Source organism: Actinoplanes utahensis, from assembly GCF_016862455.1.
In the GTDB taxonomy this organism is placed as follows: domain Bacteria; phylum Actinomycetota; class Actinomycetes; order Mycobacteriales; family Micromonosporaceae; genus Actinoplanes; species Actinoplanes utahensis.
The window spans coordinates 20,155-44,799 of the sequence record NZ_BOMZ01000062.1; the positions used below are offsets into that span (position 1 = coordinate 20,155).

The following is a 24,645-nucleotide window of genomic DNA, read 5'->3' on the forward strand; positions in this document are numbered from 1 at the left end:
CGCCGGAGACGGTCATCGTGCTGCTGGAGCGGTGAGAAGGCGCCCGGCGGGACGGGGCAGGCCGTAGTGCTCGCGCAGGGTGGCGCCGGTGTACTCGGTGCGGAACAGGCCGCGTTCCTGCAGGATCGGCACGACCTGGTCGACGAACGCGGTCAGTCCGGACGGCAGCACGGCCGGCATGATGTTGAAGCCGTCGGCGGCGCCCGCGCGGAACCACTCCTCGATGGTGTCGGCGACCTGCACCGGCGTGCCGGCGAAGGTGCGGTGCCCGCGGCCACCGCCGAGCCGGCCGATCAGCTGCCGCACGGTCAGGTTCTCCCGGCGGGCCAGGTCGACGATCAGGGTGAAGCGGCTCTTCGCTCCCTCGATCTGGTCCTCGGTCGGCAGGTCGTCGGGCAGCGGCTCGTCCAGCGGCAGGTCGGCCGGGTCCAACCGGAAGCGCTCGGCGAGCTGGAGGCGGGCGTACTCGGGGCTGATCAGCCGTTCCAGCTCGGCGTCCCGTTCCCGGGCCTCCTCGACGGTGTCGCCGATGACCGGCACGATCCCGGGCAGGATCTTGATGCCGTCCGGGTCACGGCCGGCCGCGGCGGTCCGCGCCTTCAGGTCGCGGTAGAAGGTCTGCGCCTCACCGAGGGTCTGCTGGGCGGTGAACACCGCCTCGGCCCACTTGGCGGCGAAGTCCTTGCCGTCCTCCGACGACCCGGCCTGCACCAGCAGCGGCCAGCCCTGCGGCGAGCGGGGCAGGTTGAGCGGCCCGTCCACCCGGAAGAACCGGCCCCGGTGGTTGATCGCCCGGACCTTCGCGGCGTCGGCGTGCACGCCCGCGTCCTTGTCGGCGATCACCGCGTCGTCGGCCCAGCTGTCCCACAGTCTCGTGGCGACCTCGAGGAACTCGTCGGCCCGCGCGTACCGCTCCCGGTGCAGCGGCACGTCGTCGAGGCCGAAGTTGCGGGCCGCGTCGGCGCCGGCGGTGGTGACCACGTTCCACCCGGCGCGGCCCGCGGACACGTGGTCGAGTGAGGCGAATCGGCGGGCCAGGTTGTACGGCTCGTTGTACGTCGTCGACGCCGTCGCGATCAGCCCGATGTGCTCGGTGACCGCCGCGAGGGCGGTGAGCAGCACGGTCGGCTCCAGTTTGCCGGTCGGCCGGCGGCCGGGGTCGCCCTGCTGGACCGGGCTGTCGGCCAGGAACAGCGAGTCGAGGCGGCCGCGTTCGGCGATCCGGGCGAGTTCCTGGTAGTGCTTGACGTCCCAGCCGGCGTACGGGTCGCTCTCCGGCAGCCGCCACGACGCCTCGTGGTGGCCGACGCTCATCAGGAACGCGTTGAGGTGCAGTCTCCGGGTCATGCCGCGGTCACTCCCAGACGGTCGAGCAGCAGGGTGCGGAGTTCGGCGAAGCCGGGGTCGGAGCGGTGCCGGTTCGCCAGCGTCACGCGTACGTCGGTGTCGACGACGCCGGCGTCGAGCAGGATCACCCGGTCGGCGAGCACGATCGCCTCGTCGACGTCGTGGGTGACCAGCAGCACCGCCGGCCGGTGGGTCTCGCACAGGCGGCGCAGCAGGGCGTGCATCCGGATCCGGGTGAGCGCGTCCAGGGCGCCGAACGGCTCGTCGGCCAGCAGCAGTCGCGGTTCGCGGACCAGCGACCGGGCCAGTGACGCCCGCTGCTGCTCGCCGCCGGACAGTTGGTAGGGCCAGGACCGCTCCCGGCCGGCCAGGCCGACCTCGGCGAGCGCCTTCGCGCCGCGTTCGGCCGCGTCGGCGCCCCGCAGGCCGAGGATCACGTTGTCCAGGATCCGTTTCCACGGCAGCAGCCGGGAGTCCTGGAACACCACCGACACCGCGTCCGGGACCTCGATCCGGCCGTGCCCGGTGACGTCCCGGTCCAGCCCCGCCAGGGCGCGCAGCAGGGTGCTCTTGCCGGTGCCGGACCGGCCGATCAGCGCCACGAACTCGCCGGGGGCGATGTCCAGGTCGAGGCCGTTGAGGACGCCGCCGTCCTTGGTGAAACTGCGGTGCAGATTGCGGACGCGTACCGCCGGCTCCGCCGTGGTCGTCAGCCTTCCAGCGTCTGTCGCCATGCCAGCACCCTCCTCGCGGTGAGACGGACGGCGCTGTCGGCGCAGTAGCCGAAGACGCCGTAGAGGACGAGGCCGACCACGATCACGTCGGTCTGGCCGTACTGCTCGGCGAGGGTGATCATGTGGCCGATGCCGGCGACCGCGTTGTACTGCTCGACGACCACCAGGCCCAGCAGCGACGACGTGACCGCGAACCGCATCCCGAGCAGGAACCCCGGCAGCGCGCCGGGCAGCACGATGTGCCGGACGAACTCGCCGCGGCTGATGCCGATGGTCTCGGCCAGCTCGGCGTACCTGCCGTCGATGCCGCGCAGCCCGTTGTGCGTGTGGATGTAGATCGGGACCAGACTGATCAGCGCGATCGTGATGATCTTCATCTCCTGGCCGATGCCGAACCAGGCGATGAACAGCGGGATGATCGCGAGCGTCGGCACCGATCGCTTGATCTGGATCGGCCCGTCGATCAGCGACTCGCCGAGCCGGGACAGACCCGAGATCACCGCCAGGACCGCGCCGGTGACCACGCCCAGGGCCAGGCCGATCACCGACCGTTCCAGCGACGACAGGACGTTGCCGAGCAGGTCGTGATGGACCCACTGGTCCTGGAAGGCGACCACCACGTCCCACGGGGCGGACAGGATCGCCGGTTTGATCACGCCGGTCGCCGAGCCGATCGACCAGACCGCCAGGGCCAGCGCCGGGCCGATCCAGAAGGCGAACCGGATGCGGCGGCCGGGACCCAATCTGCGGCGTACGACCCGTGTGTCGGTGAGATCGTCGACGGCGGCCGGGGGAGGGGTGTGCAGGGTGGCGGTCATGCGGCATCCCCGGTGACCACGTCGGAGCCGGCCGCGTCCGCCTGCACCTTCTCGAACCGGCGGTCGATGAGCGTGGTCACGTCGAGCTTGTCGTGCTTCTGCTCGGTGGACAGGAGGTCCGCGGTCGCCTGGAGCCGCTTGACGGCGTTGTCCCAGGTCGCCGGGATGCCCTTGTCGCCCTGGATCTCCACGACGGCCTTCGCGTCGGCCTCGCTGAGCCCCTGGGTGTCCTGGAAGTAGGCCTTCGCGTACTCGGCCGGGTGCTTGTTGGCCCACAGCCACGCCTTGGTGCGCACGGCCACGTAGACCTTCAGCGCCGCCGCCTTCTTCTCGTCCTCGACGGCCGACGTCAGGCAGTACAGCGTGGACGCGTCGTCGCGGACGCCGGTGCCGATGGTGCGCGCCCCCGGGTACTTCGCCTCGAAGAGTTTCTGGTACTGCGCGCTGATCGGGGCCACGTCGACGGCCTTGGCGCCGAGTGCGGTCACGTACGAGTCGCCGGTGCTGGTCAGCTCGACCAGCTGCACGTCCTTCTGGGAGAGGCCGGCCTTCTGCAGCACCCGCAGCACCAGCGCGCCCTGCGCCTGCCCGGCACTGTAGGCGATCCTCTTGCCGCGCAGGTCGGCCAGTGAGGTGACGTTCACGCCCGGCGCCACTCCCAGCTTGTAGATCGGGTGGTCGAGCGGGTCGACGGTGACCGACTGGAACACGATCTTCGTGGAGGTGCCGGTCCACGCCGCGAACAGCGACGGGATGTCGGCGACCGCGCTGCAGTCCAGCTTGTCGGCGCGGAACGCCTGGATGCTCTGCGGGCCGCCGCTGATGTTCGCCCACTCGACGGTGATGCCGGCGTCCGCCAGCTCCTTGTCCAGGCCGGACACGCCGACGATCGCCTGGATCTGCGGGTCGCCGAGGCGCAGCGTGGCGCCGCTGGGCACCTGATCGGGCAGCGCGGCGGACAGCTCCAGTCGCGCGCCGGCCTCCTCGGTGCCGCAGGCCGTCGCGGTGGCCAGCACCAGGGCCAGCGTGGCGGCCAGGGTTCTATCGGGGTATCTGCTCATGGTTGTTCGGGTCTCCCGTCAGAGGGCGTGGTAGTGGCCGGCGTGGTAGAGCAGCGGAGCGCCGTCCTCGGCGAGCTCCGCCTGCTCGACCCGGCCGATGATCAGGTGCGAGCCGCCCGCCGGATGCCGGTGCTCGATCGAGATCCGCAGCCAGGCGGCCGCGTCCTCGAGCAGGGGCTCGCCGGTGGGCAGGCGGCGCCAGCGGGTCGGCGCGGCGAACCGGTCGATGCCGCTGGTGGCGAAGGTCCGCGCCAGCTCGGTGTGGCCGGCGCCGAGCAGGTGGACGACGGCGGTCTCGGCGTCGCGCAGGTGCGGCCAGGTGGACGCGGTCGCGGTCAGGCTGAACGCCAGCAGGGCCGGCGCGGCGGAGAGCGACGCCAGCGACGTGACGGTGACGCCGGCCGCGCCCCGGCCCGCGTCGGTGGTGACCACGGCCACACCCGCGGCGTGACGCCGGAACGCCTGACGGAACAGCGCGGCGTCGACGGACGCCGGGCGGGAATCGATGACGGTCATGGCGGGGTCTCCGTTCGCCTCACGGCGCGTCAGGCCCGCGCCGTCGCGGGCCCACGTGCGGATGTCGAGGGGAGTCGCCGTGACGGCGGTCCACCGCCCGGCTCGCAATTCATACTATGCCGCTAGGTTTAGGAGGCAAGTATGCGCCGCGATGAATTAAGTCCCCGCAGCTAGATCAGGGGTGAGGCGTACACCTGGTCGAGTGCGACGGCGCCGCCGGCGATCGCCAGGACGTTCGCCGGGAAACTCGACGCATGGATCGTCGTCGTCACGTCGGCGCCCGCCGACGACGCCGCGGCGACCTCGGCGCGCAGTGTCGCCAGGCAGGCCGGCACCCGGTTCGCCCCGGCCTCGGCGACCACCAGGACCTCCGGGTCGAACAGGTCCAGCAGCAGCGCGGCTGCCCGGCCCACCCGGCGGGCCCGCTCCCGCAGCAGGTCCAGGGCCTCGGCCCGGCCGTCCAGGGCGGCGCCGACCAGGGCGTGGATGTCCAGCCGGTCGATCACCCCGGCCGCCAGCGCCCGGCGCACCAGCGCACGCTCGCCGACCGCCGCCTGCAGACAGCCCACCCGGCCGCAGGCACACCGCTCGGCGCAGCCCTCGACCGGCAGGTGCGCGACCGCGCCGGCGGCCGACCGCGGTCCCTGATGGACCACCCCGCCGGTGGAGAACGCGACGTCGACGACGTTCCCCACGAAGATCAGCACGGCGCTCTGCCGGGCCCGGCCGGCGACGTCTCCGAGCAGCTGCTCGGCCCGTAGCAGCGCCCGGGAGTTGTTGTCCACCCAGACCGGCAGGCCGGTGGCCCGGGCCAGGGCGTCCCCGGCGCGGACCTCGCGCCAGCCGAGGACGGGATGCTCGACGACCGTACCGTGGAGGGAGTCGACCCAGCCGCCGGTGGCCAGGCCCAGCCCGAGGATCCGGCGCCGCCTGCCGTGGTCGCGGCGCACGCCCGCGATCCGCTCCGCGACCGCCGCCAGGACGCTCTCCGGGTCCCGGCTGCCGTGCGGGTCCTGGAACCGGGCGATCTCCCGGCCGCGCAGGTCCAGCAGGGCCACCGTGGCGCGGGGGACCGCGATGTGCACGCCGATCACCCCGACCGTGTCCGGATCCACGTCGACGGGCACGTGCGGGCGGCCGATCCCGGGCGGGCCGACCGCCCCCGGAACCTCCCGGACCAGGCCCCGCTCCATCAGGGACGCCGCGACGCCGCTGACCGTCGCCGCGGACAGTCGGGTCACCCGGGCGATCGAGCTGCGGGCGACCGGCCCGTGGTCCAGCACGGCCCGCAGCACCGCCGCCGCCGAATCCGGCGCTCGGCGTGCCGCGGGCAGCGGCAGATCGCTGCGCCGCGTCGTCCGCTGCACGCCGATCACGTGCCACCCTCGGCAGAGTGGATCATCTGACGAGGCTATCCCGGCCGTCGCGGTGAAGTCGCGTCCCGTTACCGGACGTTTCACGGTCAGTAACACCCGGCCGGGGTGGGAACTGCTCCTCGCACCCGGCCGCCCGGCCCGGCTGTGCTGCCGTGATCGGCTTCGATATTCGGCCCGTCGCCGCCACTCACCGCCGTCGGCTGCGGGCAGGCGGGGGCCTCGCCGGCCGGTGACGGTGGGCTGGTCAGTGACGGAAGCCGCTGACCAGCTGGGACAGGTCGCCGGCCATGGCGGTCAGGCCGGCGGCGGCGCGCTGGGTGGCCTGGGCGCTGGCGGCGGTGGCCGAGGCGATCCCGGCGACCGAGGAGACGGTACGGGCGACGTCGCCGCTGTTCGTGGCGGCCTCGGCGACGGAACGGCTCATCTCGGCGGTGGTCGCGGTCTGCTCCTCCACGGCCGAGGCGATCGTGGTGGTGTAGTCGCCGATCCGCGCGATCACCCCGGTGATCTCGGCGATCGCCGTGGCCGCCGCGTCGCTGGAGGTCTGGATGGCGGTGATCCGGGCGGTGATGTCCTCGGTGGCCCGGGCGGTCTGCTGGGCCAGCTCCTTCACCTCGCCGGCCACCACCGCGAAACCCTTGCCCAGCTCACCGGCGCGGGCGGCCTCGATGGTCGCGTTGAGGGCGAGCAGGTTGGTCTGCTCGGCGATGCTGGTGATCAACCGGACCACCTCGCCGATCTCCGCGCTCACCACGCCGAGCTCGGCGACCCGGGCGGTGGTCTGCTGCGCCACCAGCATGCCCTGTTGGGCCACCTCGGCGGCCTGGCCGGCGTTCGAGGCGATCTCGGTGATCGATGCGCTCATCTCCTCGGCGCCGGCGGCGACGCTCTGCACCCCGGCGCTGACCTCGTCGCTGGCCTGTGACGCCGAGCCGACGCGGTCGGACGCCTCGGCGGCGCTGGCCTGGAGCTGCCCGCTGACCCCGGACAGCTGCTCGGCGGCCGCGGACAGGGTGATCGCGACCTGGGCCATCCGGTCGACGCTGGCGGCGATCTCGGTGGTGCCGGCGTCGAGTTCGCCGGCCATCCGGCCCAGCTCGTCGCGGCCGGACACGCCGGCCCGGACCGTCAGGTCGCGGGCGGCCAGTGCCCGGGTGACCCGTCCCACCGACGCCAGGGTCCGCATGATCCCGCGGACCACCAGCGCCGCCATGCCCAGGGCCACGGCCAGCCCGGCCACCAGGAGAACGATCATGAGGGTGCGGGCGGACCGGTACGCTGCCGCCGTCTCCGCCCGTTTGTCCGCGGCGACACCGGTCTCGATCGCGGCGAGCTTCTCGAGGGCGCTCACCGCCGTGGTCAGCGCCGGCCGTCCGGCGTCGTCGCGCACTTTCGCGAAGCCGGTGAGGTCGTCGGCCCGGGCGAGGGGGACGAGGCGCTCGTCGCGGACCGTGCGCAGCTGTTGCAGCGCGGCCCGGAAGTCCGCCACGGCGTCCTCCCGGCCGGTCATGTCGGTCGCGGTGTACTCGGCGAACACCCGGTCCACCCGCTCGTCGGAGGTGGCGCCCGCGTCGGTGTCGGCGGTCTTGCCGGCCGGCTGCCGGCTGATCAGCGTGTCCAGGGCCGCCACCCAGGACCGCTGCACCTCCTGCTGGACCGTGCCGAGCTGCGCCACCGGGACGAGGTTGTCGCGGTACAGGTACTCCGCGGCGTCGGCCATCTGCGACATCTTCTGCAGGCCGACCATGCCGACCGCGGCCGCCGCCGCACCGGCGACCGCGACCGCTGTGTAGATCTTCAGGCGGATCGACAGGTCGGCCAACCAGCTCACGGCGAACCTCCGCGACAACGGTTCCGATGGGATCGAACACCTCACTATGGGCGGGCCGGAGCCCGGGGGTGCGGCGATTCGCCGGATTCGGGGCGGCGCGGGCTCAGAAAGGGGGCACCGGTACCGAACAGGAGGGTTCCGGCCGGGCGGGGACTGTGCAATCTGCCCAGCCGAACGACCGCGTGTTGCGCATGCCGTCCGGCCTTTGGGAGGCTCGCCCCATGATCAACAGTGCCGTCCTGTCGAAGCCCGCGCCGCCGCCGGTGATCCGGCACAGCCGCGCGGAGGACGCCGTCGGTATCGTCACCGGCGCGTTCCTGGCGTCGCTCGGCCTGTTCCTGCTGTCCTCCGCCGGGATCGCCACCGGCGGCACCGCGGGCCTCGGCCTGGTCGTCGAACGAGCCGTCGGCTGGCCGCTGCCGCTGGTGTTCGCACTGGTCAACGTGCCGTTCGTGGTGCTCGCGATCCGCCGCCGCGGATGGGTTTTCACGCTCCGCTCGGCGGTCGCGATCGGCCTGGTGTCGGCGTTCTCCCTGCTGCACCCGGCGATGATGTCGCTGGGCACGCTCACCCCGGTCTACGCCACCGTGGCCGGCAACCTGGCGGCCGGGATCGGCGTTCTGATCATCTTCCGGCACGGCGCCAGCCTCGGCGGTTTCGGGGTGATCGCGCTGATCTGCCAGGACCGGTTCGGCTGGCGGGCGGGATACGTGCAGATGGCCCTGGACGCGGTCGTCATCCTCCTGTCGTTGCTGGTCCTGCCCCCGGCCGCCGCGCTGCTGTCGGCGGGCGGGGCGGTCGTGCTCAACATGGTCCTGGCGATGAACCACCGCCCCGGCCGGTACGCCGCGGCCTAGCTAGCCCGTGTCTCCCGGGGCGGTCTCGACGCGGGCGATGAGCAGTTTCAGCCGGCCGATCTCCGCGGCGAGCGCGGCGCTGCCGGCGTCGGTGAGGGTGATCCAGGTCCGGCCGCGCTTGCCCGCGTACCCCTTCTCCACCGCGACCAGCCCCGCCGTCTCCAGCACGCCGAGATGCTGGGACAGGTTCCCGGCGGTGAGCTGGAGCTGGGTGCGCAGGTAACCGAATTCGACCCGGCGCGCCTCGTGCGCGATGGTGAGGATGCCGAGCCGGACCCGCTGGTGCACCACGTCGTCCAGGCCGGTGACCGGATGGGCCTCGTCCTCGGCCGGCGCGGCGCCGGGCTCGCCGGTCACGGCTGCCGCCGGCGGGCCAGGGCGAAGGCGGCCGCGCCGAGCAGCAGCACGGTCGCGTTGACGACCTGCTGGGGCAGGAAGGTGGTCTCCAGGCCCCAGCCGCGCCCCCAGCCGAAGTCGATCGGGACGACGACCACGGCCAGGTAGGCGAGGGTGAACGCGAGCAGGGCGAGATTGCGTTCCAGCCGGGCCAGGACCAGCAGCGCGACACCGATCGTGCCGGCCGGTGAGACCAGCAGGTCGAGCTTCAGCACCCAGGTGGGGAACGGCTCGGCGGGCGGGTTGTCGTACAGGTAGAGACGGGCGGCCAGCCAGGAGGCGGTGAACACGGCGGTCAGGGTGGCGCCGGTGAGCGCGTACGCCCGGATCCGGGTGCCGAGGCCGCGTTCCCGGGCGGCGCGGGCGTACCCGTACGCGATCGCCGCGTAGGCCAGCAGCAGCGCCGGCGGCCAGTAGAACATCGCACCGCGCCGCCAGTAGCGGCAGGCGGCGGCGTCGCCGGTGCCGCTGCACCGGATCTCCAGGCCCCACCAGTCGAACGGGATCGCCACCAGGGTCACCACGGCCAGGACCAGCAGCGCGAACCAGGTGACCCGCTGGTCCACCCGCACCCGGCGGGCCAGGGCGGTGGTGTCGGACAGCAGCCGGCGCGGATCGCCGGCGGGTACCGAGTCAGTTGTCATGCCAATAGGTTTCCATTACAAACCAATTGGCGCCAGTGCCGAACGGCGATCGGTTCCGGAACGGTGGCGCCGATCGATGTCGCATCGGGGAAATCCCGCCCGCGTTCAGGTGACCGCCGGTTCGTGCCGAACTCTGGTAGTAGGCGGAGCGGGGAGGGCATGTGGCGGGCGTAGCGGGACTGGACGAGCCGACCGAGGCGTCGGTGATCGCCGAACTGGCCGGCACCGTCGGGGCGGAGAACGCCGAGATGCTGTGGGTGATCGTCTGCCGTCGGCTCAAGGTCTCCCGGCCGGTGACCGACCCGCAGCACCTGATCAAGGCGACCGAGACGCTGATGGAGCTGGGTGACGTGCTGCGCGTCTCCGGCCGGTCGGCGAAGGTCCGCCTGATCACCTATCGGGCGCTCGAGGCCGCCCTCCCGGGCTGAGGTGCGGCTCGTGCGCGGCTCGCTCACCGACTGGAACCGCCTCGCCGTGATCGGCGGGATCGACTTCGAGCATCCGGAGGCCGTCCGCGCCCTCGACGCGATCGCCGAGGACACCGCCCGGCGCACCGGGGTGCCGCTCAGCCTGGCCACGCTGGTGCTGAACTCCGCGCAGCTGGTCGCCGGGGCCAGCCGGGCCGTCCGGGAGTGCGTCCCGGTCGACGGCACCCCGAACGAGTGGTCGCTCTGCGCCCGGATCGTGATCAGCGGCGAGCCGTTCGTGGTCACCGACGCGGCCGCCGACCCGCGGACCGCGGACAGTCCCGCCGTCACGATGGCCGGCCTGGGCAGTTACGCCGGTGTCCCGGTCGTCCTGCACGGCGCGACCGTCGGCGCGCACTGCCTGGTCGCCACGGCCCCGCAGGTCTTCACCGACGGCCAGCTGGCGGTGCTGCACCGCGGCGCGGCCGAGATCGCCGTCGTCTTCAGGCGGCACGCCGCCGCCTGACGACCGTCTCACCGCCGGGCGATCCGCTGGGACAGGGTGTGCGCGGCCTCCAGGAGCAGGGCGCCGAGCCGGGCCGTCCGGTCGCCGTCGAACCGCGACTCCACGCCGGTCAGGCTGAGCGCCCAGGCGGCCGAGCCGGCCCGGTCGAACACCACCGCCCCGACGCCCCAGCTGCCGGGGACGAGCATGCCGGGGTTGACCGCGTACCCCCGCCGCCGTGTCGAGGCCACCCGCCGCAACAGCGCCGCCGTGTCGTGCTGCTCGCCGTAGGCGGCCGCCAGGTCGGCGCCGCGCCGCCGGGCATAGGCGGTGGCGTCGTCGGGCGGCAGCAGCGCCAGGATCGCCAGTCCCGCCGACGCGACGCCGAGCGGCAGCCGGATGCCCTCGTGGAGCACGTGCGAGCGGAGCGGGAAGCTGCCCTCCTCGCCGGCCAGGCACACCGTCTCCTCCCCGCGCCGGGCCGAGAAGAAGGCGCTCTCCCCGCTCCGGTCCGCCAGGGTCCGCAGGACGTCCCGGGCGATCGAGGTCACGTCGTAACGCTCCGCCGCGACCGAGCCGAGCAGGAACAACTCCGGGCCGAGGAACCAGCGGCCGCGGCGCGCGTCCCGGTCGACGAACCCCTCCTCGGCCAGCGCGGCGAGGACCCGCTGCGCGGTCGAGCGGGGCAGTCCGGTCGCCGCGGCGACGTCGGCGGTGGTGGCGCCGTCGGAGGCGCTCGAGGAGACCCGGCGCAGCACCGCGCCGACCCGGCTGACCAACTGGGAGCCCTGCATGCTCACATTATGAGCATCGGGCGCCCATGGCGGTCACGGGGTGATCAGCGCGGGCGTCCGCCGCCGGGCTGTGGTTAGCGTGCCCGGCCATGAGCAAACTCGTGGACAGCGCGGCGCGAGCCGTCGCGGCCGTCGCCCGCGACGGCATGACCGTGGCGGTCGGCGGCTTCGGCCTGTCCGGCATCCCGGCGTCACTGATCACGGCGCTGCGGGACACCGGCGTCCGGGATCTCACGATCGTCAGCAACAACATGGGCGTCGACGGCAAGGGCCTCGGCCTGCTGCTGGAGAACAAGCAGGTCCGCAAGGTCCTGGCCTCCTACGTCGGCGAGAACCGGCTGTTCGCCCGGCAGTACCTGGACGGCGACCTGGACGTGGAGTTCGTCCCGCAGGGCACGCTCGCCGAGCGCCTGCGCGCCGGCGGCGCCGGCATCCCGGCCTTCTACACCCCCACCGGCGCCGGCACGCCGGTCGGTGACGGCAAACCCGAGAAGGTCTTCGACGGCGTCCGTACGATCCTCGAGCACGGCATCGTCGCCGACCTGGCCCTGGTCCGCGCCGACCGCGCCGACCCGGCGGGCAACCTGCGGTACCGGCTGACCGCCCGCAACTTCAACCCGCTCGTCGCGACGGCCGGCCGGGTCACCGTCGCCGAGGCCACGACGATCGAGGACGGCTTCCTGCACCCGGACGACGTGCACACCCCCGGCATCCACGTGCACCACCTGATCCGGGCCGAGATCCGCGACAAGGACATCGAGCAGAGGACGGTGCGGCCCCGTGTGGACGCGTGACGACATGGCGCGGATCGCCGCGTCCGAGCTGACCGACGGCCAGTACGTGAACCTGGGCATCGGCATACCCACCCTGGTCGCCAACCACCTGCCGGCCGGTGTCCGGGTGACGTTGCAGAGCGAGAACGGCATCCTCGGGATGGGCCCGTTCCCGTACGAGGGCGAGGAGGACGCCGACCTGATCAACGCGGGCAAGCAGACCGTCACGCTGCTGCCCGGCGCGTCGGTGTTCGACTCGGCGACCTCGTTCGGCATGATCCGCGGCGGCCACGTGCAGACCGCGATCCTCGGCGCGCTCCAGGTCGCGGCGAACGGCGACCTGGCCAACTGGACCATCCCCGGCAAGCTGGTCAAGGGCATGGGCGGCGCGATGGACCTGGTCGCCGGCACCCCGCGGGTCGTGGTGGTGACCGAGCACGTGGCCAAGGACGGCAGCCCGAAGATCGTCGAGAGGTGCACGCTGCCGCTGACCGGCGCCGGCGTCGTCGACCGGATCATCTCGGACCGGGCGGTGTTCGACGTGGTGGACGGCGCCCTGGTGCTGCGGCGTCTCGCCGGCGGCGTGACCGTCGCCGGGCTGCGCGAGCTGACCGGCGCGGACTTCACCGTGAACCTGGTGGACGGCGACATCGCTCCGGGGGCCGACGGTGTGGTGACGGCCGGGGCCGTGGAGGGGGCGGCATGACCGCGGTGATCGCCGGTTACGCACGGACCCCGTTCGCCCGCTACACCGGGGCCCTCGCCCGGATCCCGGCGGCGGAGCTGGGCGCACACGCCGCCCGGGCCGCGCTGGCCCGCGCCGGAGTGCCCGCCGACGCCGTCCAGCGGGTGTTCGCCGGTCAGGTGTTGCAGGCGCTGGCCGGGCAGAACCCGGCCCGGCAGGCCGCCGCCGGCGCCGGCATCCCGCTGACCGCGCCCGCGACCACCCTGAACGCCGTGTGCCTGTCCGGCATCGAAGCCGTCGCCTCCGCCGCCGCGCTGATCGAGTCCGGGCGCGCCGACATCGTCGTCGCGATCGGCATGGAGTCCATGTCCCGCGCCCCGCACGCCGTGCCGGGCTCCCGCGCCGGCACCCGGTACGGCGCGATCGAGCTCTTGGACACCCTCGAGAACGACGGCCTCACCGACGCGTTCGAGAAGACCTCGATGGGCGCGTCCACCGAGGCCGGCAACGCCGCGCTGGGCCTGGACCGGCACCGCCAGGACGCATGGGCGGCCCGCTCCCATCAGCGGGCCGCCGCCTTCGTCGACTTCCTGGCCAGCGAGATCGAGCCGTTCGGGGACGCCACCGCCGACGACGGGGTCCGCCCCGGCACCACACCCGAGGTGCTGGCCGGTCTGCGGCCCGCGTTCGCCCGCGACGGCGGGATCACCGCGGGCAACTCGTCCCCGCTCACCGACGGGGCCGCCGCCCTCGTGCTGATGAGCGCCACGGCGGCGGCCGTGCACAGGGTCACCCCGTTGGCCCGGGTGCTCGCGTCGGCGATGGTCGCCGGCCCGGACGTACGCCTGCACCGGCAGCCCGCCGACGCCGTCCGCGCCGCCCTCGCCCGCCTCGGCACGGCACCCGCCGACCTCACCCGGATCGAGATCAACGAGGCGTTCGCCGCCGTCGCCGTGGCGTCCGCCGACGACCTCGGCGTGGACCCCGGCATCGTCAACGCCCACGGCGGCGCCATCGCCCTCGGCCACCCGATCGGCGCCTCCGGCGCCCGCGTCGTCGGCACCCTGGCCCGCCAGCTCCGGGAGACCGGCGGCCGCGGTGCCGCCGCCGTCTGCGGAGGTGGCGGCCAGGGCTCGGCGGTCATCCTGGAAGCACTCTGACGGATCGGGGCGGCCCACGACGGCCGCCCCGCCCCACAGCGGGTCGTGCCGCCGGCATACGGCCACCGGCGCTCTCGGCGGCGTGCCGGGTCAGGGGCTGATCCGCCGGGCGTGCGTGTTGACCGGCACGACCGCGCGGTGCGCGTCGATGAGGAACAGGCTGACGCCGATCTTGTCCGCGGTGGCCACGGTGATCTTCGTGTATCCGGCCGTCGAGTAGAACAGGTGGGACGCCAGATCGGGAAGGGTGTCGCGCAGTCGCCGTACCATCGGCACGCTGACCTGCTGTTCCTGCGTGGTGACCCGCGCGACTGCCGTTTCGGCGACGATGTCGACGCCCTCGTCGAACCGGGGTTCGGTCAGCCGGGCGTCCGGGAAGCCGTGGGCTCGCATGTGCTGCTCGGCCGCCATTTCCCCGGGTGTCCAGTCGGCCGGCGGATCGTCCGGCCCGGACACGATGGAGAGCAGGCCGATCCCGTCGCCGGTCGAGGCCGCGAGGATGGCGGGGAGCACGCCACCGGCCCGCCGGACGGACCCGAACCGGGGAGACCTGATCTTCCAGCGGGGACGGGGAACCGCGGCCAGCGCCCTCCGCAGCGGCGGCGCGATCACGCCGACGACCTTGCCGGCGAGCCAGGACACCGGCGTGGGCAGAGCGAACGCGACGACCGCCGCAATGCCGAAGAAGACCGCGGCGGTGGCACCGCTGTCGTCGCCCTGGACGGCGGTGACGACGGCATACACGCTGAGGAGCGCGAAGAAGGTGCCCATCGCGCCCAGAACGAGCCGCAGAAACTGCTTCAGGTACATCGCTCTCCCCGGACCGAGTAGATCTCGAAGGCGAGAGTAGGCCGGGTGTCGCCCCGGCCCGGCCCCGGGCCTGCGTCAGTGGGTCAGGGCGCCGGCGGTGGTGAGGTGGCGGGTGATGGCGTGGACGGCGGCGCGGCCGGCCCGGTTGGCGCCGACTGTGGACTGGGAGGGGCCGAAACCGATCAGGTGCACGCGTGGCTCGCCGGCGACCTGGGTGCCGGTGAGGCGGATGCCGCCCCGAGAGTTGCGGAGGTGCAGCGGGGCCAGGTGGTCGATGGCGGCCTGGAAGCCGGTGGCCCAGAGGATCGCGTCGACGGTGGTGCGGGAGCCGTCGGCTTCGCGGACGCCACAGGGTTCGACGGCGGTGAACATGGGGCGGCGTTCGAGGGCGCCGCGCCGCCTGGCGGCGAGAGCGTACGGGGTCCAGATCAGGCCGGTGTAGGACACGACGCTGCCGGTGGGGCGGCCCGCCTCGACGTCGGCGGTCACGGTGGCGATGGTGTCCCGGCCGGCCGTCTCCGGCTCGAAGCCGTCGTCACGGAAGACCGGTTCCCGCCGGGTGTACCAGTACGTCTTGGCGACCCGGGAGATCTCGTCGAGGAGCTGGACCGCGGAGATGCCGCCGCCGACGACCGCGACCCGCATTCCGGCGAACTGCTGCGCCGACACGTAGTCGCGGGTGTGCGCCTGCACGCCGGTGAAGGTGTCTTGACCGGGATAGATCGGCCGTACCGGATTGGTCCAGGTGCCCGTCGCGTTGATGATCGCCGAGGTGGCCCAGTCGCCCCGGTCGGACTCGACGGTCAGACCGCCGCCCGTGCCCTCCCGGACGGCGGTGACCCGGACCGGGCGCAGGATCGGCAGGCCGGTCGCGTCCTCGAACGACGAGAAATAGCGGGGCACCGCCGTCCGGCTCGGCTCGGCCGGATCCTGCGGGGGCTGCGGGAAGCCGGGCAGGTCGAAGATGCCGTTGACGGTCGCCATCCGCAGGGACTCCCAGCGTTCCCGCCAGGCGCCGCCGGGTGCGGGGGAGGCGTCCAGCACGACGAACGTACGCTCACCGGAAGGGTCGTCGACGGCGCTGGCGAAGCCGCGCCGTTTCAGGTGATATCCCGCGGAGAGGCCGGACTGGCCGCCGCCGATGACCACCACTGTCGCCGCGTTCACGCGTCAGGGAACCGCGGTGGCGTGGCGGATATTTCCGCCGCCTTCACCGTATGCCACGACCGGGGGCTTGTGGCAAGGCCCCGGTGGCGGCGCAGAATCTACCGGTGATCAAGCGATATGTGCTGGAATTCCCGGAGATCGACGAGACCCTGGTGGCGCTGGCCGGTGGCAAGGGCGCCAACCTGGGGGCGCTGGCGCGCCTCGGCGACGTGCGGGTCCCGGACGGCTTCTGCGTGACCACCGCCGCCTTCCGGCGCGTCGCGGCAGAGGCGAGGATCGAGGATCTTCTGGTACGCCTGGACGCCGACGTCGCCACGATCAGCGCGGAGATCCGCCGGGCGATCGAGGCGGTCCCGGTGCCGGCCGAGGTCGCGGCGCAGATCACCGGCGCGCTGCGGGACACCGGCGGCGCCTACGCGGTCCGGTCCAGCGCCACCGCCGAGGACCTGCCGTCCGCCTCGTTCGCCGGCCAGCAGGACTCCTATCTGAACGTGACCGGGCCGGCCGAGATCCTGCGGCACGTCAGCAGGTGCTGGGCGTCGCTGTTCACCGAGCGGGCCGTGATCTACCGGCGGCGCCACGGCATCGACCACCGCACCGTCCAGATGGCCGTCGTCGTGCAGCGGATGGCCGCCGCCGAGTCCAGCGGCGTCCTGTTCACCGCCGACCCGGTCACCGGTGACCGCCGGATCGCGTCCGTCGACGCCGTCCACGGGCTCGGCGAGGACCTCGTCTCCGGCCTGGTCACCCCGGACGTGTTCAAGGTCCGCGACGGCGCGGTCGTCGACCGGGCCGTCGCGGCGGAGAAGCCCGCCCTGACCGACGCGCAGGCGATCCGGCTCGCCGCGCTGGGCCGCCGGATCGAGGCGCACTTCGGCCGCCCCCAGGACATCGAGTGGTGCCTGGCCGGCGACGAGATCGCGATCGTGCAGAGCCGCCCGATCACCACCCTGTTCCCGGTTCCCGAGGCGCCCGACGGCGAGAACCGCGTCTACCTCTCGGTCGGCCACCAGCAGATGATGACCGACGCGATGCGGCCCCTCGGGCACTCGATGTGGGCGCTGACCGCGATGGTGCCGATGGTGGAGGCCGGTGGGCGGCTGTGGGTCGACGTCACCCGGCGGCTGGCGGAGCCGCGGGGCCGGACGGCGCTGCTGGACATGATGGGCAAGTCCGATCCGCTGTTCCGCAACGGCCTGGAGGAACTGCTGGAACGCGGGGACTTCCCGCCCGCGTACGCCGCAGGCCCGGAGATGCCGCCGGCAGGCGGAGCACCCCCGCCCATCGCGAGTGACCCGGCGATCGTGACCGGCCTGATCGAGCGCAGCGAGGCCTCCCTCGCCGCGCTGCGCCGGGACATCGCCGGCCGGACCGGCCCGGCGCTGTTCGACTTCCTCCGGGAGGCGTTCGCCGAGCACAGACGCGTCCTCAGCGACCCGCTCAGCATCAGTGCGATCATGGCCGGGATGAACGCCACCTGGTGGCTCAACGAGCACCTCGAGGAGTGGCTCGGCGAGACGAACGCGGCCGACACGCTCGCCCTGTCCGTGCCCGGCAACATCACCGCCGAGATGGGCCTGGACCTGCTCGACGTCGCCGACGTGATCCGCGCGAACCCGGAGGCGGTGGCGGCCCTGCGGGACGGCGGCACGCTCGGCGACCTGCGCGGCACCGAGGCCGGCGACGCCGTCGCGGCCTACCTCGACCGGTACGGGATGCGCTGCGCCGGGGAGATCGACATCACCCGGCCACGGTGGAGCGAACAGCCCGAGACCCTGGTCCCGGCGATCCTCGACAACGTCCGCAACTTCACGCCGGGCGCCGCGCGACATCGTTTCGACCAGGGCCGGCAGCGGGCGGAGGAGAAGGCTCGGGAGATCCTCGAACGGCTGCGGGCACTGCCGGACGGCGACCGCAGGGCCGCCGAGACCGAGGAGACGATCGAGCGGGTCCGGATCTTCACCGGCTACCGCGAATACCCCAAGTACGACATCGTGAACCGCTACTGGATCTACAAGCAGGCGCTGCTGGCCGAAGCCGGGCGGCTCGTGCGGGCGGGCGTCCTCGCCGAACCGGACGACGCCTTCTACCTGACCTTCGACGAGTTCCACGACGCCGTCCGCACGCACACCGTCGACCGGGCGCTCATCCGCCGGCGCAAGGACGACTTCCGCGTGTACCAGGGCCTCACCGTGCCGCGGGTGCTCACCTCCGACGGCGAGGCGATCATGGGCGCGTTCCGGCGCGACGGCCTGCCGGACGGCGCGCTGCCCGGCGTGGCCGTCTCCGCCGGAACCGCCGAGGGCCGGGCCCGAGTCCTCCACGACCTGGCCGACGCCGACCTGGAACCCGGCGACATCCTCGTCACCGCCTACACCGACCCCAGCTGGACGCCCCTGTTCGTCACGGTCGCCGGCCTGGTCACCGAGGTCGGCGGGCAGATGAGCCACGGCGCGGTGATCGCCCGCGAATACGGCCTGCCCGCCGTCGTCAGCGTCCCCGGCGCCACCCGCCGCATCGACGACGGCCGGCGGATCCGCGTCCACGGCACCACCGGTTACGTCGAGCTCCTCGACTGAAGCGGGGTGCGGGCCGGGCACCCGGCCCGCGACATGTAGTAGACAGACTGCCGTGACAGATGGATCTTCGATCAGGCAGGCCGGGCGCAGCCTGGCCATCGCCACGCTCGCGTCGCGGGTCGCGGGGTTCGTGCGCATCCTGGTGCTCGCCGCCGCGCTGGGGCTGGGCACCAGGCTGCTGGACACCTACAACATCGCGAACACCCTGCCGAACCAGGTGTACGAGCTGATCGTCGGCGGCACCATGGCCAGCATCGTGGTGCCGCTGCTGACCCGGGCGACGCTGAGCGAGCCCGACGGCGGGGTGCTGTACGCCCAGCGCCTGCTGTCGCTGATCATCTACGTGCTCAGTGCCGTCACGCTGCTGGCGGTCGCCGGCGCACCGCTGCTGATCGACCTGTACGCCCCCGGCTTCACCGCCGAACAGCGGGACCTGGCGACCGTGTTCAGCCGCTACTTCCTGCCGCAGATCCTGTTCTACGGGATCAGCGCCACCGCCGCCGCCATCCTGCAGATCCGGGGCCGGTTCGGGACGCCGGCGTGGGCGCCGCTGGCCAACAGCCTGATCGTGATCGCGGTCGGGCTGACCTACGCGGCCGTCGGCGGCAGCACCTCGACCACCCTGGAGACCGGCCACCTGCTGCTGCTGTCGCTGGGCACCACCGCCGGGGTGCTCGCCCAGATGGCCCTGATCGTGGCGGCGCTGCGCCGGACCGGCTTCCCGCTGCGGCTGCGCCTGGACCCGCGCGGTATCGGCATCCGGCGGATCGGCAGGCTCGGCGCGTGGGTGCTGCTGGCGGTCGTCACCTCGCAGATCCTGTTCGCGGCGGCGACCCGGGCGGCGTCCTGGGGCGGGCCGGGCGGCATCACCGCGTACCAGAACGCCAACATGATCTTCTACGTCCCGTACGCCGTCTTCGCCGTCTCCATCATGACCGCGATGCTGCCCCGGCTGAGTCAGCACGCGGCCCGCGGCGAGCACAACCGGGTCGTCACCGGGCTGTCCCGCGCGGTCCGCACCGCCCTGGTGGTGACGGCCCCGATCGCTACCGCGTTCCTGCTGCTCGGCCCGCAGATCGCCACGGTGCTGTTCGCCCACGGCAACAGCAGCACGGCGACCGTGCGGGTGCTGGGCCTGGTGCTGGCCGCGTTCGGGCTGACGTTGGTGCCGTTCACCAGCTACATGATCCTGCAGCGCGGCCTGTACGCCCTCCAGGAGACCCGGACCGCGGCGCTGATCACGGTGGCCGTCGCCGCGGTCGGGGTGACCGGCTGCGCGGCGGCCGGGTCCCTGCTGGAACCGGAGGACATCGTGCTCGGCATCCCGGTCGCGTACGCCGCCGCCTACACCACCGGCCTGAGCCTGACCGCGGTCGTGTTGCGCCGGCGCCTCGGCTACATCGACGGGAGACGCCTGCTGCGCACCCATGCCAGGGTGCTGACCGCCGCGGTCGCCGGTGCCGTCTGCGCGGGCCTGGCGCTGTGGGCGGCACGGTCCGCCACCGACCTGTCCGCCTGGACGGACGCGCTGGTCACCGGCCTGATCGCGACCCTCGCCGGGGCGGCCGGCTATCTCGCGGCGGGACGGCTGCTGCGCCTGGCCGAGCTGCGGCACCTGCTGAACGCGGCACTGCCGGGCATCCGCACCTGGTGAGGGTCAGGCACCGGCCGCCACAGCGCCGATTCCGGTGACGGGAATGCCGGCGACCTTCCGGTCGCCGGCATCCACGATCGACTGCGCGCGGGGTACGCCGTCCCTAAGCCGTCGTGGTCTCCTTCTCCTTCTCCACCACCGGCTCCACCGGCTCCTCCGTCCGCTCGGCTGCCTGGCCGAGGATGCCCTCCCGTTTCGCCACGATCGTCGGGACCAGCACCTGACCGGCCACGTTCGTCGCCGTCCGGCCCATGTCGAGGATCGGGTCGACGGCCAGCAGCAGCCCGACACCCTCGAGCGGCAGCCCGAGCGTCGACAGGGTCAGCGTCAGCATCACCGTCGCCCCGGTCGTGCCCGCCGTCGCCGCCGAACCCAGCACCGACACCAGCACGATCAGGAGATGGTCGGAGACGGTCAGCGGAATGTCGTAGAACTGCGCCACGAAGATCGCCGACAGGGCCGGGTAGATCGCCGCGCAGCCGTCCATCTTGGTGGTCGCGCCGAGCGGAACCGCGAAACTCGCGTACGACCGGGGCACCCCGACCCGCTCGGTGACCTGCTCGGTGACCGGCAGCGTGCCCAGCGAGCTCCGCGACACGAACGCCAGCTGGAGCGCCGGCCACACGGTCGCGAACCAGCGCAGGACCGGAATGCCGTGCACCCGCAGCAGCACCGGATAGACCACCCCGACGACCAGGGCCAGACCGAGATAGACCGCGCCGGTGTACGCCCCGAGCGAACCGATCGCATCCCAGCCGTAGTCGGCGACCGCGTACCCGATCAGCCCGATCGTGCCGATCGGGGCGAGCCGGATCACCCAGCCCAGAACGCGCAGCACGATGTCCAGCGCGGACCGGTTGAAGTTCAGGAACGGCTCCGCCTTCTCGCCGATCTTCAGCGCCGCGATGCCGACCGCGATGGCGATCACCACGAGCTGCAGCACGTTGAACGACAGGCTGGTGGTCGCCCCGGTCTCCTTGATCGAGGTGCTGGCCTGCAGGCCGAGGAAGTTGCTGGGGATCAGCCCGGTCAGGAAAGCCCACCAGTCGCCGACCTTGGTGGGCGCCGCGGCGGCGTCCCGGCTGACCGTGGTGTTCTCACCCGGCTGGAAGATCAGGCCGAGCGCGATGCCGATCACGACCGCGATCAGCGCGGTGATCGCGAACCAGAACAGGGTCCGCCCGGCGAGACGCGCGGCGCCGGCGACACCGCGCAGGTTGGCGATGCTGGCGATGATCGCCAGGACCACCAGGGGTACGACGAGAGCGCGCAGCAGCGCGACGAAGGAACTGCCGACGGTGTCCAGGGTGCTGGTCAGCCAGTTGGGGCTGCCGTCACCGACCGGCCCGATCTCACGGGCGACGAGCCCGAGGACGATGCCGAGGATCAGCCCGGCGAGCACCTGTGCGGCGAAGGGGATTCGTTGCAGGCGTTGTGGCACAGCAAGACTCCAGAGAGGTCGAGGGGTATTCATACTTGCCCGATCGGCGGAGTGTACTAATGCCCATCGCGCCCCCTCGATCCGGCTCCACCCGCTCTCCCGTCTGTTCCCTTCCTGCTGCGCGCCCGGTCTGCGGATGCGGCTTCAGCCCAGCCTCCTAGGATGCGCTACGGGTGGTGACGGCCCTCGGCGTATATCGTGCTCCGCATGCCCGCGCGCCCGATCACGTACTACGGCAATCCGGTCCTGCACCGCCGCTGCGCCGACGTCACCACCTTCGACCAGGCTCTCGCCGACCTCGTCGCCGACATGTTCGACTCGATGTACGAGGCGAGGGGAGTCGGCCTCGCCGCCAACCAGATCGGTGTCGACCTGCAGGTGTTCGTCTACGACTGCCCCGACGACGAGGGTGTGCGGCACAAGGGCCACATCGTCGACCCGGTTCTTGCGGCGGCATCCGGCCCGGCCGGTGAGCTGACCGTCTCGGAGGGCTGCCTGTCCGTCCCGGGCCCGCGTGCCGAGCTTCCCCGGGCGGCCCTGGCCACCGTCACCGGCTTCGACGTCGGCGGATCACCGATCACCGTCTCCGGGAGCGGCTATTTCGCCCGCTGTCTCCAGCACGAGACCGACCACCTGAACGGCACCCTCTACGTCGACCGTCTCCCCGCGGACCAGCGTGCGGCCCTGCTCCGCGAGGCCGGCCTGGGTTCCTGAGCCCGCCGTTCGAGCGGCTCGGCCCATCCGCCCGACCGCGCCGAGCGTTCTCCGGCCGGCTTTCCGCATCAGCTCACCGCCGACGATCCTCCGGCTGCTATGTGCGGGCCGGCTGGGTCGAGCGCGGGCAGACCGGTAGCCCGACGAGGTCAGGAACCGGTCGCCGGCGCGGCGCTCCCACCGTCAGGCGGTGGGCGGCTGGATGACGGAGAGTTCCAGGACGGCGGGCAGGGGGTGGCGTCCGGGGCCGCCGGCGACGACCCAGGCGACCAGGTCGTCGACGACGGCGTCGTCGAGCATCAGGCCGAACCAGACGGGGCGGGCGCCGGCCCGGCGCGCGGGTGGCGCCGGGTGCACCACGATCACGTTGGATTGCGAGCAGGCGTCCAGGCAGAGGCTGGTGCGTATCCGGTGGGCCGGTTCCAGGGCGGCTCGCAGGTTGTCGAGTTGTCCGTCGTGGTCGACGCCGGGATGTTTGCGGAGGCTGCCGCAGCAGCAGTCCCGGCAGACCGTGAGGGTGCAGCCCGGCAGGTTCGTGGTGCTCACCCGGCGACCCTACGCAACGCGTCGATCAGGAGTCGTTGCGGCCTCGCTTCAGTTCGCTGAACTGCGGCACCGTCGACAGGAGACGGAGTGCTTCGAGGAGCCGGTCGGCGTCGGCGCCTTCCGGGGCGGGGATGACGACGGGGCCGAAGAAGGCGGGGCCGTCGTCGAGGGCGGTGACCGGGCTGCCGGCTTCGGTGCCGACCCGGGCCTGGGCTTCTTCGTGGCTGGCGCGTACCACCGTGTCCAGTGATTCGTCGCCGGCGGCGTCGATCAGGTCGGCGGGCAGGTCGGCGTCGGCGAGAGCGGCGGCGAGGGTGTCGCCGTCGGGCCGGCCGTCCTGTTCGTGCAGGCGCCGGCCGAGGGTGGTGTACAGCGTGTCGACGGCTTCCTGTCCGTGTTTGCGGTCGGCGGCGGCGAGGACCCGGTGGGCGCGGAGGCCGAACGAGTGGTACGCCCGGTACTGCTCGGGGGTGTCGTTGCCCTCGTTGAGGACGGCCAGGCTGAGGAACTTCCAGGTGATCGGTTCGCCGGTCCGGGAGGCGGCGTCCTTGACCCAGCGTGACGTCTTCCACGTGAACGGGCAGATCGGGTCGAAGTAGAACGTGATGGCCATGACAGGGATCCTGCCGCATCCCGGCGTTCACCGCTGGGTGCCGGGTGGGCCGGCGCCTGCCGGGGCGGGCGGTCAGCTCCAGCCGATCGCCTCGTCGACCCGGGTCAGCGGGTCGTCGCCGCCGACACCGCGCAGCAGGTCGACCGCGGTCGTGCGGATCTGACCGACCATCATGGTGACCGGTGGGGGTGTCTCGTCCTCCAGGAGTTTCGCGGCGATCCGGACGGCCTCCAGGGCGTCGGTGTCGGCCTGGGAGGCGTGCCGGCCGGCGTCGTCGCCGCCGGTCAGATCGGTGGCCAGGGAGTCGCCGGCGGACCGGACGGCGCCGGCCAGGGCCTTGACGGCCCGGCCGAGGTCGTCGGGGGTGCAGGTGTGCAGGCGGGTCAGGGTGGCCGCGTACCGGGCGAGCACCTCGATGTTGCCGGCCACATGGTCCAGTTGGTGGGCGGTGGCTTCGACGTTGCGGACCTGCTTCAGGCGGCGGCGCCGGCGTACGTGCAGCTGGAGGGTCTCGCCGGCGGCCAGGGCGGCGTCGTTGAGGCGTTCCACCTGTTCGTCGAGCAGGTGCGCCCGGTCCAGCACGGCGTGGGCGGCGTCCTCGTCGCAGTCGTGCAGCGCCCCGTGCAGGTCGTCGAGGAGGTCGGCGAGGTCGGCGTACGTCTGCCGGGCCTCGGTCACCAGCGGGGCGAGGGGCCGGCGGGCGGCGGCGAGCTGGCTGGCCACGATCGCGACGGCGCCGCCGATCAGCGCGTCGGCGAACCGGTACGGGATCAGGTTGCCCTGCGGCGCCGCCACCACGACCAGGTACAGCGCGGACACGGCCGCCTGCACGATGAGGGTGCTGCCGGCGCCGGCCGCCAGCATCGGCGCGATGGTCAGCAGCAGCACCGTGAACAGGCTGACCGCGCCGGTGCCGAGCGCCTGCACCACGAGTTCGGCGACGAGGACGCCGGCGGCCACCCCGATCACCAGCTCGGTGGTCTGCCGCAGCCGCCGTCCCCGCGCTTCGCCGAGCACGATCAGCGCCGCCGACGGTGCGAACACCGGATCCGGATGTCCGATGAGGTCGGCCGCGATCAGCCAGGCGCCGGTCGCCGCGGTCGCTGCCCCGAGCGCGGGCAGCGCCGCCCGCCGCAGCCGGTCGCCCGCGTCTCGCACGTTCTTGATCGACACCATGGGGCGTGGCCCTACCCACGGCGGCGGGCGCGGCAAACCGG

Annotated in this window: 25 protein-coding genes; 9 read left to right on the forward strand and 16 right to left on the reverse strand. The window is 73.0% G+C overall.

The features are described 5' to 3' along the window. Window positions 1-12: 12 nt before the first annotated feature. The 7 genes from Aut01nite_RS22085 to Aut01nite_RS22115 all read right to left on the reverse strand — a co-directional run bounded on the left by Aut01nite_RS22085 (window position 13) and on the right by Aut01nite_RS22115 (window position 7,683). On the reverse strand, window positions 13-1,347 hold the full coding sequence (locus Aut01nite_RS22085) for an LLM class flavin-dependent oxidoreductase (protein ID WP_043529456.1): 1,335 nt from the start codon (window positions 1,345-1,347) through the stop codon (window positions 13-15). Next, on the reverse strand, window positions 1,344-2,081 hold the full coding sequence (locus tag Aut01nite_RS22090) for an ABC transporter ATP-binding protein (RefSeq protein WP_043529459.1): 738 nt from the start codon (window positions 2,079-2,081) through the stop codon (window positions 1,344-1,346). The genes Aut01nite_RS22085 and Aut01nite_RS22090 overlap by 4 nt, the downstream gene beginning before the upstream one ends. Continuing rightward, a complete protein-coding gene (locus Aut01nite_RS22095) occupies window positions 2,057-2,899 on the reverse strand; it encodes an ABC transporter permease (protein ID WP_043529461.1) in 843 nt (280 codons plus the stop codon). Before Aut01nite_RS22095 ends, Aut01nite_RS22090 begins: the two co-directional genes overlap by 25 nt. After that, on the reverse strand, window positions 2,896-3,960 hold the full coding sequence (locus Aut01nite_RS22100; RefSeq protein WP_043529463.1) for an ABC transporter substrate-binding protein: 1,065 nt from the start codon (window positions 3,958-3,960) through the stop codon (window positions 2,896-2,898). The genes Aut01nite_RS22095 and Aut01nite_RS22100 overlap by 4 nt, the downstream gene beginning before the upstream one ends. 18 nt (window positions 3,961-3,978) lie before the next feature. After that, entirely contained in the window at window positions 3,979-4,476 is a 498-nt protein-coding gene (locus Aut01nite_RS22105) for a flavin reductase family protein (protein ID WP_043529506.1), read from the reverse strand. 170 nt (window positions 4,477-4,646) lie between these two features. Further along, the gene (locus Aut01nite_RS22110; protein ID WP_052164246.1) at window positions 4,647-5,852 is read right to left on the reverse strand and encodes an ROK family transcriptional regulator; all 1,206 of its coding nucleotides are present in this window, start codon (window positions 5,850-5,852) and stop codon (window positions 4,647-4,649) included. Between the two features lie 244 nt (window positions 5,853-6,096). Next, the gene (locus Aut01nite_RS22115) at window positions 6,097-7,683 is read right to left on the reverse strand and encodes a methyl-accepting chemotaxis protein (RefSeq protein WP_236642988.1); all 1,587 of its coding nucleotides are present in this window, start codon (window positions 7,681-7,683) and stop codon (window positions 6,097-6,099) included. A 221-nt stretch (window positions 7,684-7,904) separates the two neighbouring features. On the opposite strand from Aut01nite_RS22115, the gene Aut01nite_RS22120 reads away from it, so the two are divergent. Continuing rightward, complete coding sequence (locus tag Aut01nite_RS22120; RefSeq protein ID WP_043529467.1) at window positions 7,905-8,540, forward strand: YitT family protein; 636 nt, start codon at window positions 7,905-7,907, stop codon at window positions 8,538-8,540. Here the strand turns inward: Aut01nite_RS22120 and Aut01nite_RS22125 are convergent, their stop codons facing one another. Beyond that, complete coding sequence (locus Aut01nite_RS22125) at window positions 8,541-8,897, reverse strand: transcriptional regulator (protein WP_043529469.1); 357 nt, start codon at window positions 8,895-8,897, stop codon at window positions 8,541-8,543. Beyond that, a complete protein-coding gene (locus Aut01nite_RS22130; RefSeq protein ID WP_043529471.1) occupies window positions 8,894-9,580 on the reverse strand; it encodes a hypothetical protein in 687 nt (228 codons plus the stop codon). The genes Aut01nite_RS22125 and Aut01nite_RS22130 overlap by 4 nt, the downstream gene beginning before the upstream one ends. 161 nt (window positions 9,581-9,741) lie before the next feature. Between Aut01nite_RS22130 and Aut01nite_RS22135 the strand changes: the two genes are divergently transcribed. Together Aut01nite_RS22135 and Aut01nite_RS22140 are read left to right on the forward strand one after the other, a co-directional pair. Continuing rightward, the gene (locus Aut01nite_RS22135; RefSeq protein ID WP_043529473.1) at window positions 9,742-10,008 is read left to right on the forward strand and encodes a hypothetical protein; all 267 of its coding nucleotides are present in this window, start codon (window positions 9,742-9,744) and stop codon (window positions 10,006-10,008) included. A gap of 10 nt (window positions 10,009-10,018) precedes the next feature. After that, window positions 10,019-10,513, forward strand: coding sequence for a GAF domain-containing protein (locus Aut01nite_RS22140; RefSeq protein WP_043529510.1), 495 nt, complete (start codon window positions 10,019-10,021; stop codon window positions 10,511-10,513). An 8-nt stretch (window positions 10,514-10,521) separates the two neighbouring features. Here the strand turns inward: Aut01nite_RS22140 and Aut01nite_RS22145 are convergent, their stop codons facing one another. Then, the gene (locus tag Aut01nite_RS22145; RefSeq protein WP_043529475.1) at window positions 10,522-11,286 is read right to left on the reverse strand and encodes an IclR family transcriptional regulator; all 765 of its coding nucleotides are present in this window, start codon (window positions 11,284-11,286) and stop codon (window positions 10,522-10,524) included. Window positions 11,287-11,375: 89 nt separating this feature from the next. Between Aut01nite_RS22145 and Aut01nite_RS22150 the strand changes: the two genes are divergently transcribed. The 3 genes from Aut01nite_RS22150 to Aut01nite_RS22160 are packed head-to-tail and all read left to right on the forward strand — an operon-like array spanning window position 11,376 to window position 13,904. Beyond that, a complete protein-coding gene (locus Aut01nite_RS22150; protein WP_043529477.1) occupies window positions 11,376-12,080 on the forward strand; it encodes a CoA transferase subunit A in 705 nt (234 codons plus the stop codon). Next, entirely contained in the window at window positions 12,067-12,765 is a 699-nt protein-coding gene (locus tag Aut01nite_RS22155) for a CoA transferase subunit B (RefSeq protein ID WP_236642990.1), read from the forward strand. Before Aut01nite_RS22150 ends, Aut01nite_RS22155 begins: the two co-directional genes overlap by 14 nt. After that, window positions 12,762-13,904 (forward strand): acetyl-CoA C-acyltransferase, encoded by a 1,143-nt coding sequence (locus tag Aut01nite_RS22160; RefSeq protein WP_043529479.1) that lies wholly within the window; start codon window positions 12,762-12,764, stop codon window positions 13,902-13,904. The genes Aut01nite_RS22155 and Aut01nite_RS22160 overlap by 4 nt, the downstream gene beginning before the upstream one ends. Before the next feature lie 90 nt (window positions 13,905-13,994). Here the strand turns inward: Aut01nite_RS22160 and Aut01nite_RS22165 are convergent, their stop codons facing one another. Then, window positions 13,995-14,714 (reverse strand): hypothetical protein, encoded by a 720-nt coding sequence (locus tag Aut01nite_RS22165; protein ID WP_043529481.1) that lies wholly within the window; start codon window positions 14,712-14,714, stop codon window positions 13,995-13,997. A 75-nt stretch (window positions 14,715-14,789) separates the two neighbouring features. Then, window positions 14,790-15,881 carry a flavin-containing monooxygenase gene (locus Aut01nite_RS22170; protein ID WP_043529483.1) on the reverse strand — a complete coding sequence of 364 codons (1,092 nt, stop codon included), beginning with the start codon at window positions 15,879-15,881 and terminating at the stop codon, window positions 14,790-14,792. A 104-nt stretch (window positions 15,882-15,985) separates the two neighbouring features. Here Aut01nite_RS22170 and rph point away from each other — a divergent pair, with 104 nt between their 5' ends. Further along, on the forward strand, window positions 15,986-18,460 hold the full coding sequence (gene rph / locus Aut01nite_RS22175; RefSeq protein ID WP_043529514.1) for a rifamycin-inactivating phosphotransferase: 2,475 nt from the start codon (window positions 15,986-15,988) through the stop codon (window positions 18,458-18,460). Window positions 18,461-18,551: 91 nt separating this feature from the next. Next, window positions 18,552-20,114, forward strand: a complete 1,563-nt coding sequence (murJ, locus tag Aut01nite_RS22180) for a murein biosynthesis integral membrane protein MurJ (RefSeq protein ID WP_043529516.1) — start codon at window positions 18,552-18,554, stop codon at window positions 20,112-20,114. A gap of 103 nt (window positions 20,115-20,217) precedes the next feature. Here the strand turns inward: murJ and Aut01nite_RS22185 are convergent, their stop codons facing one another. Beyond that, window positions 20,218-21,543 (reverse strand): dicarboxylate/amino acid:cation symporter, encoded by a 1,326-nt coding sequence (locus tag Aut01nite_RS22185; RefSeq protein WP_201775589.1) that lies wholly within the window; start codon window positions 21,541-21,543, stop codon window positions 20,218-20,220. Between the two features lie 219 nt (window positions 21,544-21,762). On the opposite strand from Aut01nite_RS22185, the gene def reads away from it, so the two are divergent. Next, complete coding sequence (gene def, locus Aut01nite_RS22190; RefSeq protein WP_052164252.1) at window positions 21,763-22,269, forward strand: peptide deformylase; 507 nt, start codon at window positions 21,763-21,765, stop codon at window positions 22,267-22,269. Window positions 22,270-22,452: 183 nt separating this feature from the next. On the opposite strand, the gene Aut01nite_RS22195 is transcribed toward def, so the two are convergent. The 3 genes from Aut01nite_RS22195 to Aut01nite_RS22205 form a co-directional block, all read right to left on the reverse strand. Further along, window positions 22,453-22,815 (reverse strand): hypothetical protein, encoded by a 363-nt coding sequence (locus Aut01nite_RS22195; RefSeq protein ID WP_236642992.1) that lies wholly within the window; start codon window positions 22,813-22,815, stop codon window positions 22,453-22,455. A 25-nt stretch (window positions 22,816-22,840) separates the two neighbouring features. Beyond that, complete coding sequence (locus Aut01nite_RS22200) at window positions 22,841-23,428, reverse strand: DsbA family protein (RefSeq protein WP_052164249.1); 588 nt, start codon at window positions 23,426-23,428, stop codon at window positions 22,841-22,843. A 72-nt stretch (window positions 23,429-23,500) separates the two neighbouring features. Then, on the reverse strand, window positions 23,501-24,604 hold the full coding sequence (locus tag Aut01nite_RS22205; RefSeq protein ID WP_152628949.1) for an FUSC family protein: 1,104 nt from the start codon (window positions 24,602-24,604) through the stop codon (window positions 23,501-23,503). Window positions 24,605-24,645: the final 41 nt, after the last annotated feature.

What these genes read in the sequence shown, in the direction of transcription:
- Aut01nite_RS22150 (WP_043529477.1), top strand. Translation starts at nt 11,376, where the DNA reads ATGAGCAAACTCGTGGACAGCGCGGCGCGAGCCGTCGCGGCCGTCGCC.
- def (WP_052164252.1), top strand. Translation starts at nt 21,763, where the DNA reads ATGCCCGCGCGCCCGATCACGTACTACGGCAATCCGGTCCTGCACCGC.
- Aut01nite_RS22200 (WP_052164249.1), bottom strand. Translation starts at nt 23,428, where the DNA reads ATGGCCATCACGTTCTACTTCGACCCGATCTGCCCGTTCACGTGGAAG.
- Aut01nite_RS22205 (WP_152628949.1), bottom strand. Translation starts at nt 24,604, where the DNA reads ATGGTGTCGATCAAGAACGTGCGAGACGCGGGCGACCGGCTGCGGCGG.
- Aut01nite_RS22165 (WP_043529481.1), bottom strand. Translation starts at nt 14,714, where the DNA reads ATGTACCTGAAGCAGTTTCTGCGGCTCGTTCTGGGCGCGATGGGCACC.
- Aut01nite_RS22100 (WP_043529463.1), bottom strand. Translation starts at nt 3,960, where the DNA reads ATGAGCAGATACCCCGATAGAACCCTGGCCGCCACGCTGGCCCTGGTG.
- Aut01nite_RS22120 (WP_043529467.1), top strand. Translation starts at nt 7,905, where the DNA reads ATGATCAACAGTGCCGTCCTGTCGAAGCCCGCGCCGCCGCCGGTGATC.
- Aut01nite_RS22085 (WP_043529456.1), bottom strand. Translation starts at nt 1,347, where the DNA reads ATGACCCGGAGACTGCACCTCAACGCGTTCCTGATGAGCGTCGGCCAC.
- Aut01nite_RS22095 (WP_043529461.1), bottom strand. Translation starts at nt 2,899, where the DNA reads ATGACCGCCACCCTGCACACCCCTCCCCCGGCCGCCGTCGACGATCTC.
- Aut01nite_RS22145 (WP_043529475.1), bottom strand. Translation starts at nt 11,286, where the DNA reads ATGCAGGGCTCCCAGTTGGTCAGCCGGGTCGGCGCGGTGCTGCGCCGG.
- Aut01nite_RS22130 (WP_043529471.1), bottom strand. Translation starts at nt 9,580, where the DNA reads ATGACAACTGACTCGGTACCCGCCGGCGATCCGCGCCGGCTGCTGTCC.
- Aut01nite_RS22105 (WP_043529506.1), bottom strand. Translation starts at nt 4,476, where the DNA reads ATGACCGTCATCGATTCCCGCCCGGCGTCCGTCGACGCCGCGCTGTTC.
- Aut01nite_RS22090 (WP_043529459.1), bottom strand. Translation starts at nt 2,081, where the DNA reads ATGGCGACAGACGCTGGAAGGCTGACGACCACGGCGGAGCCGGCGGTA.
- Aut01nite_RS22160 (WP_043529479.1), top strand. Translation starts at nt 12,762, where the DNA reads ATGACCGCGGTGATCGCCGGTTACGCACGGACCCCGTTCGCCCGCTAC.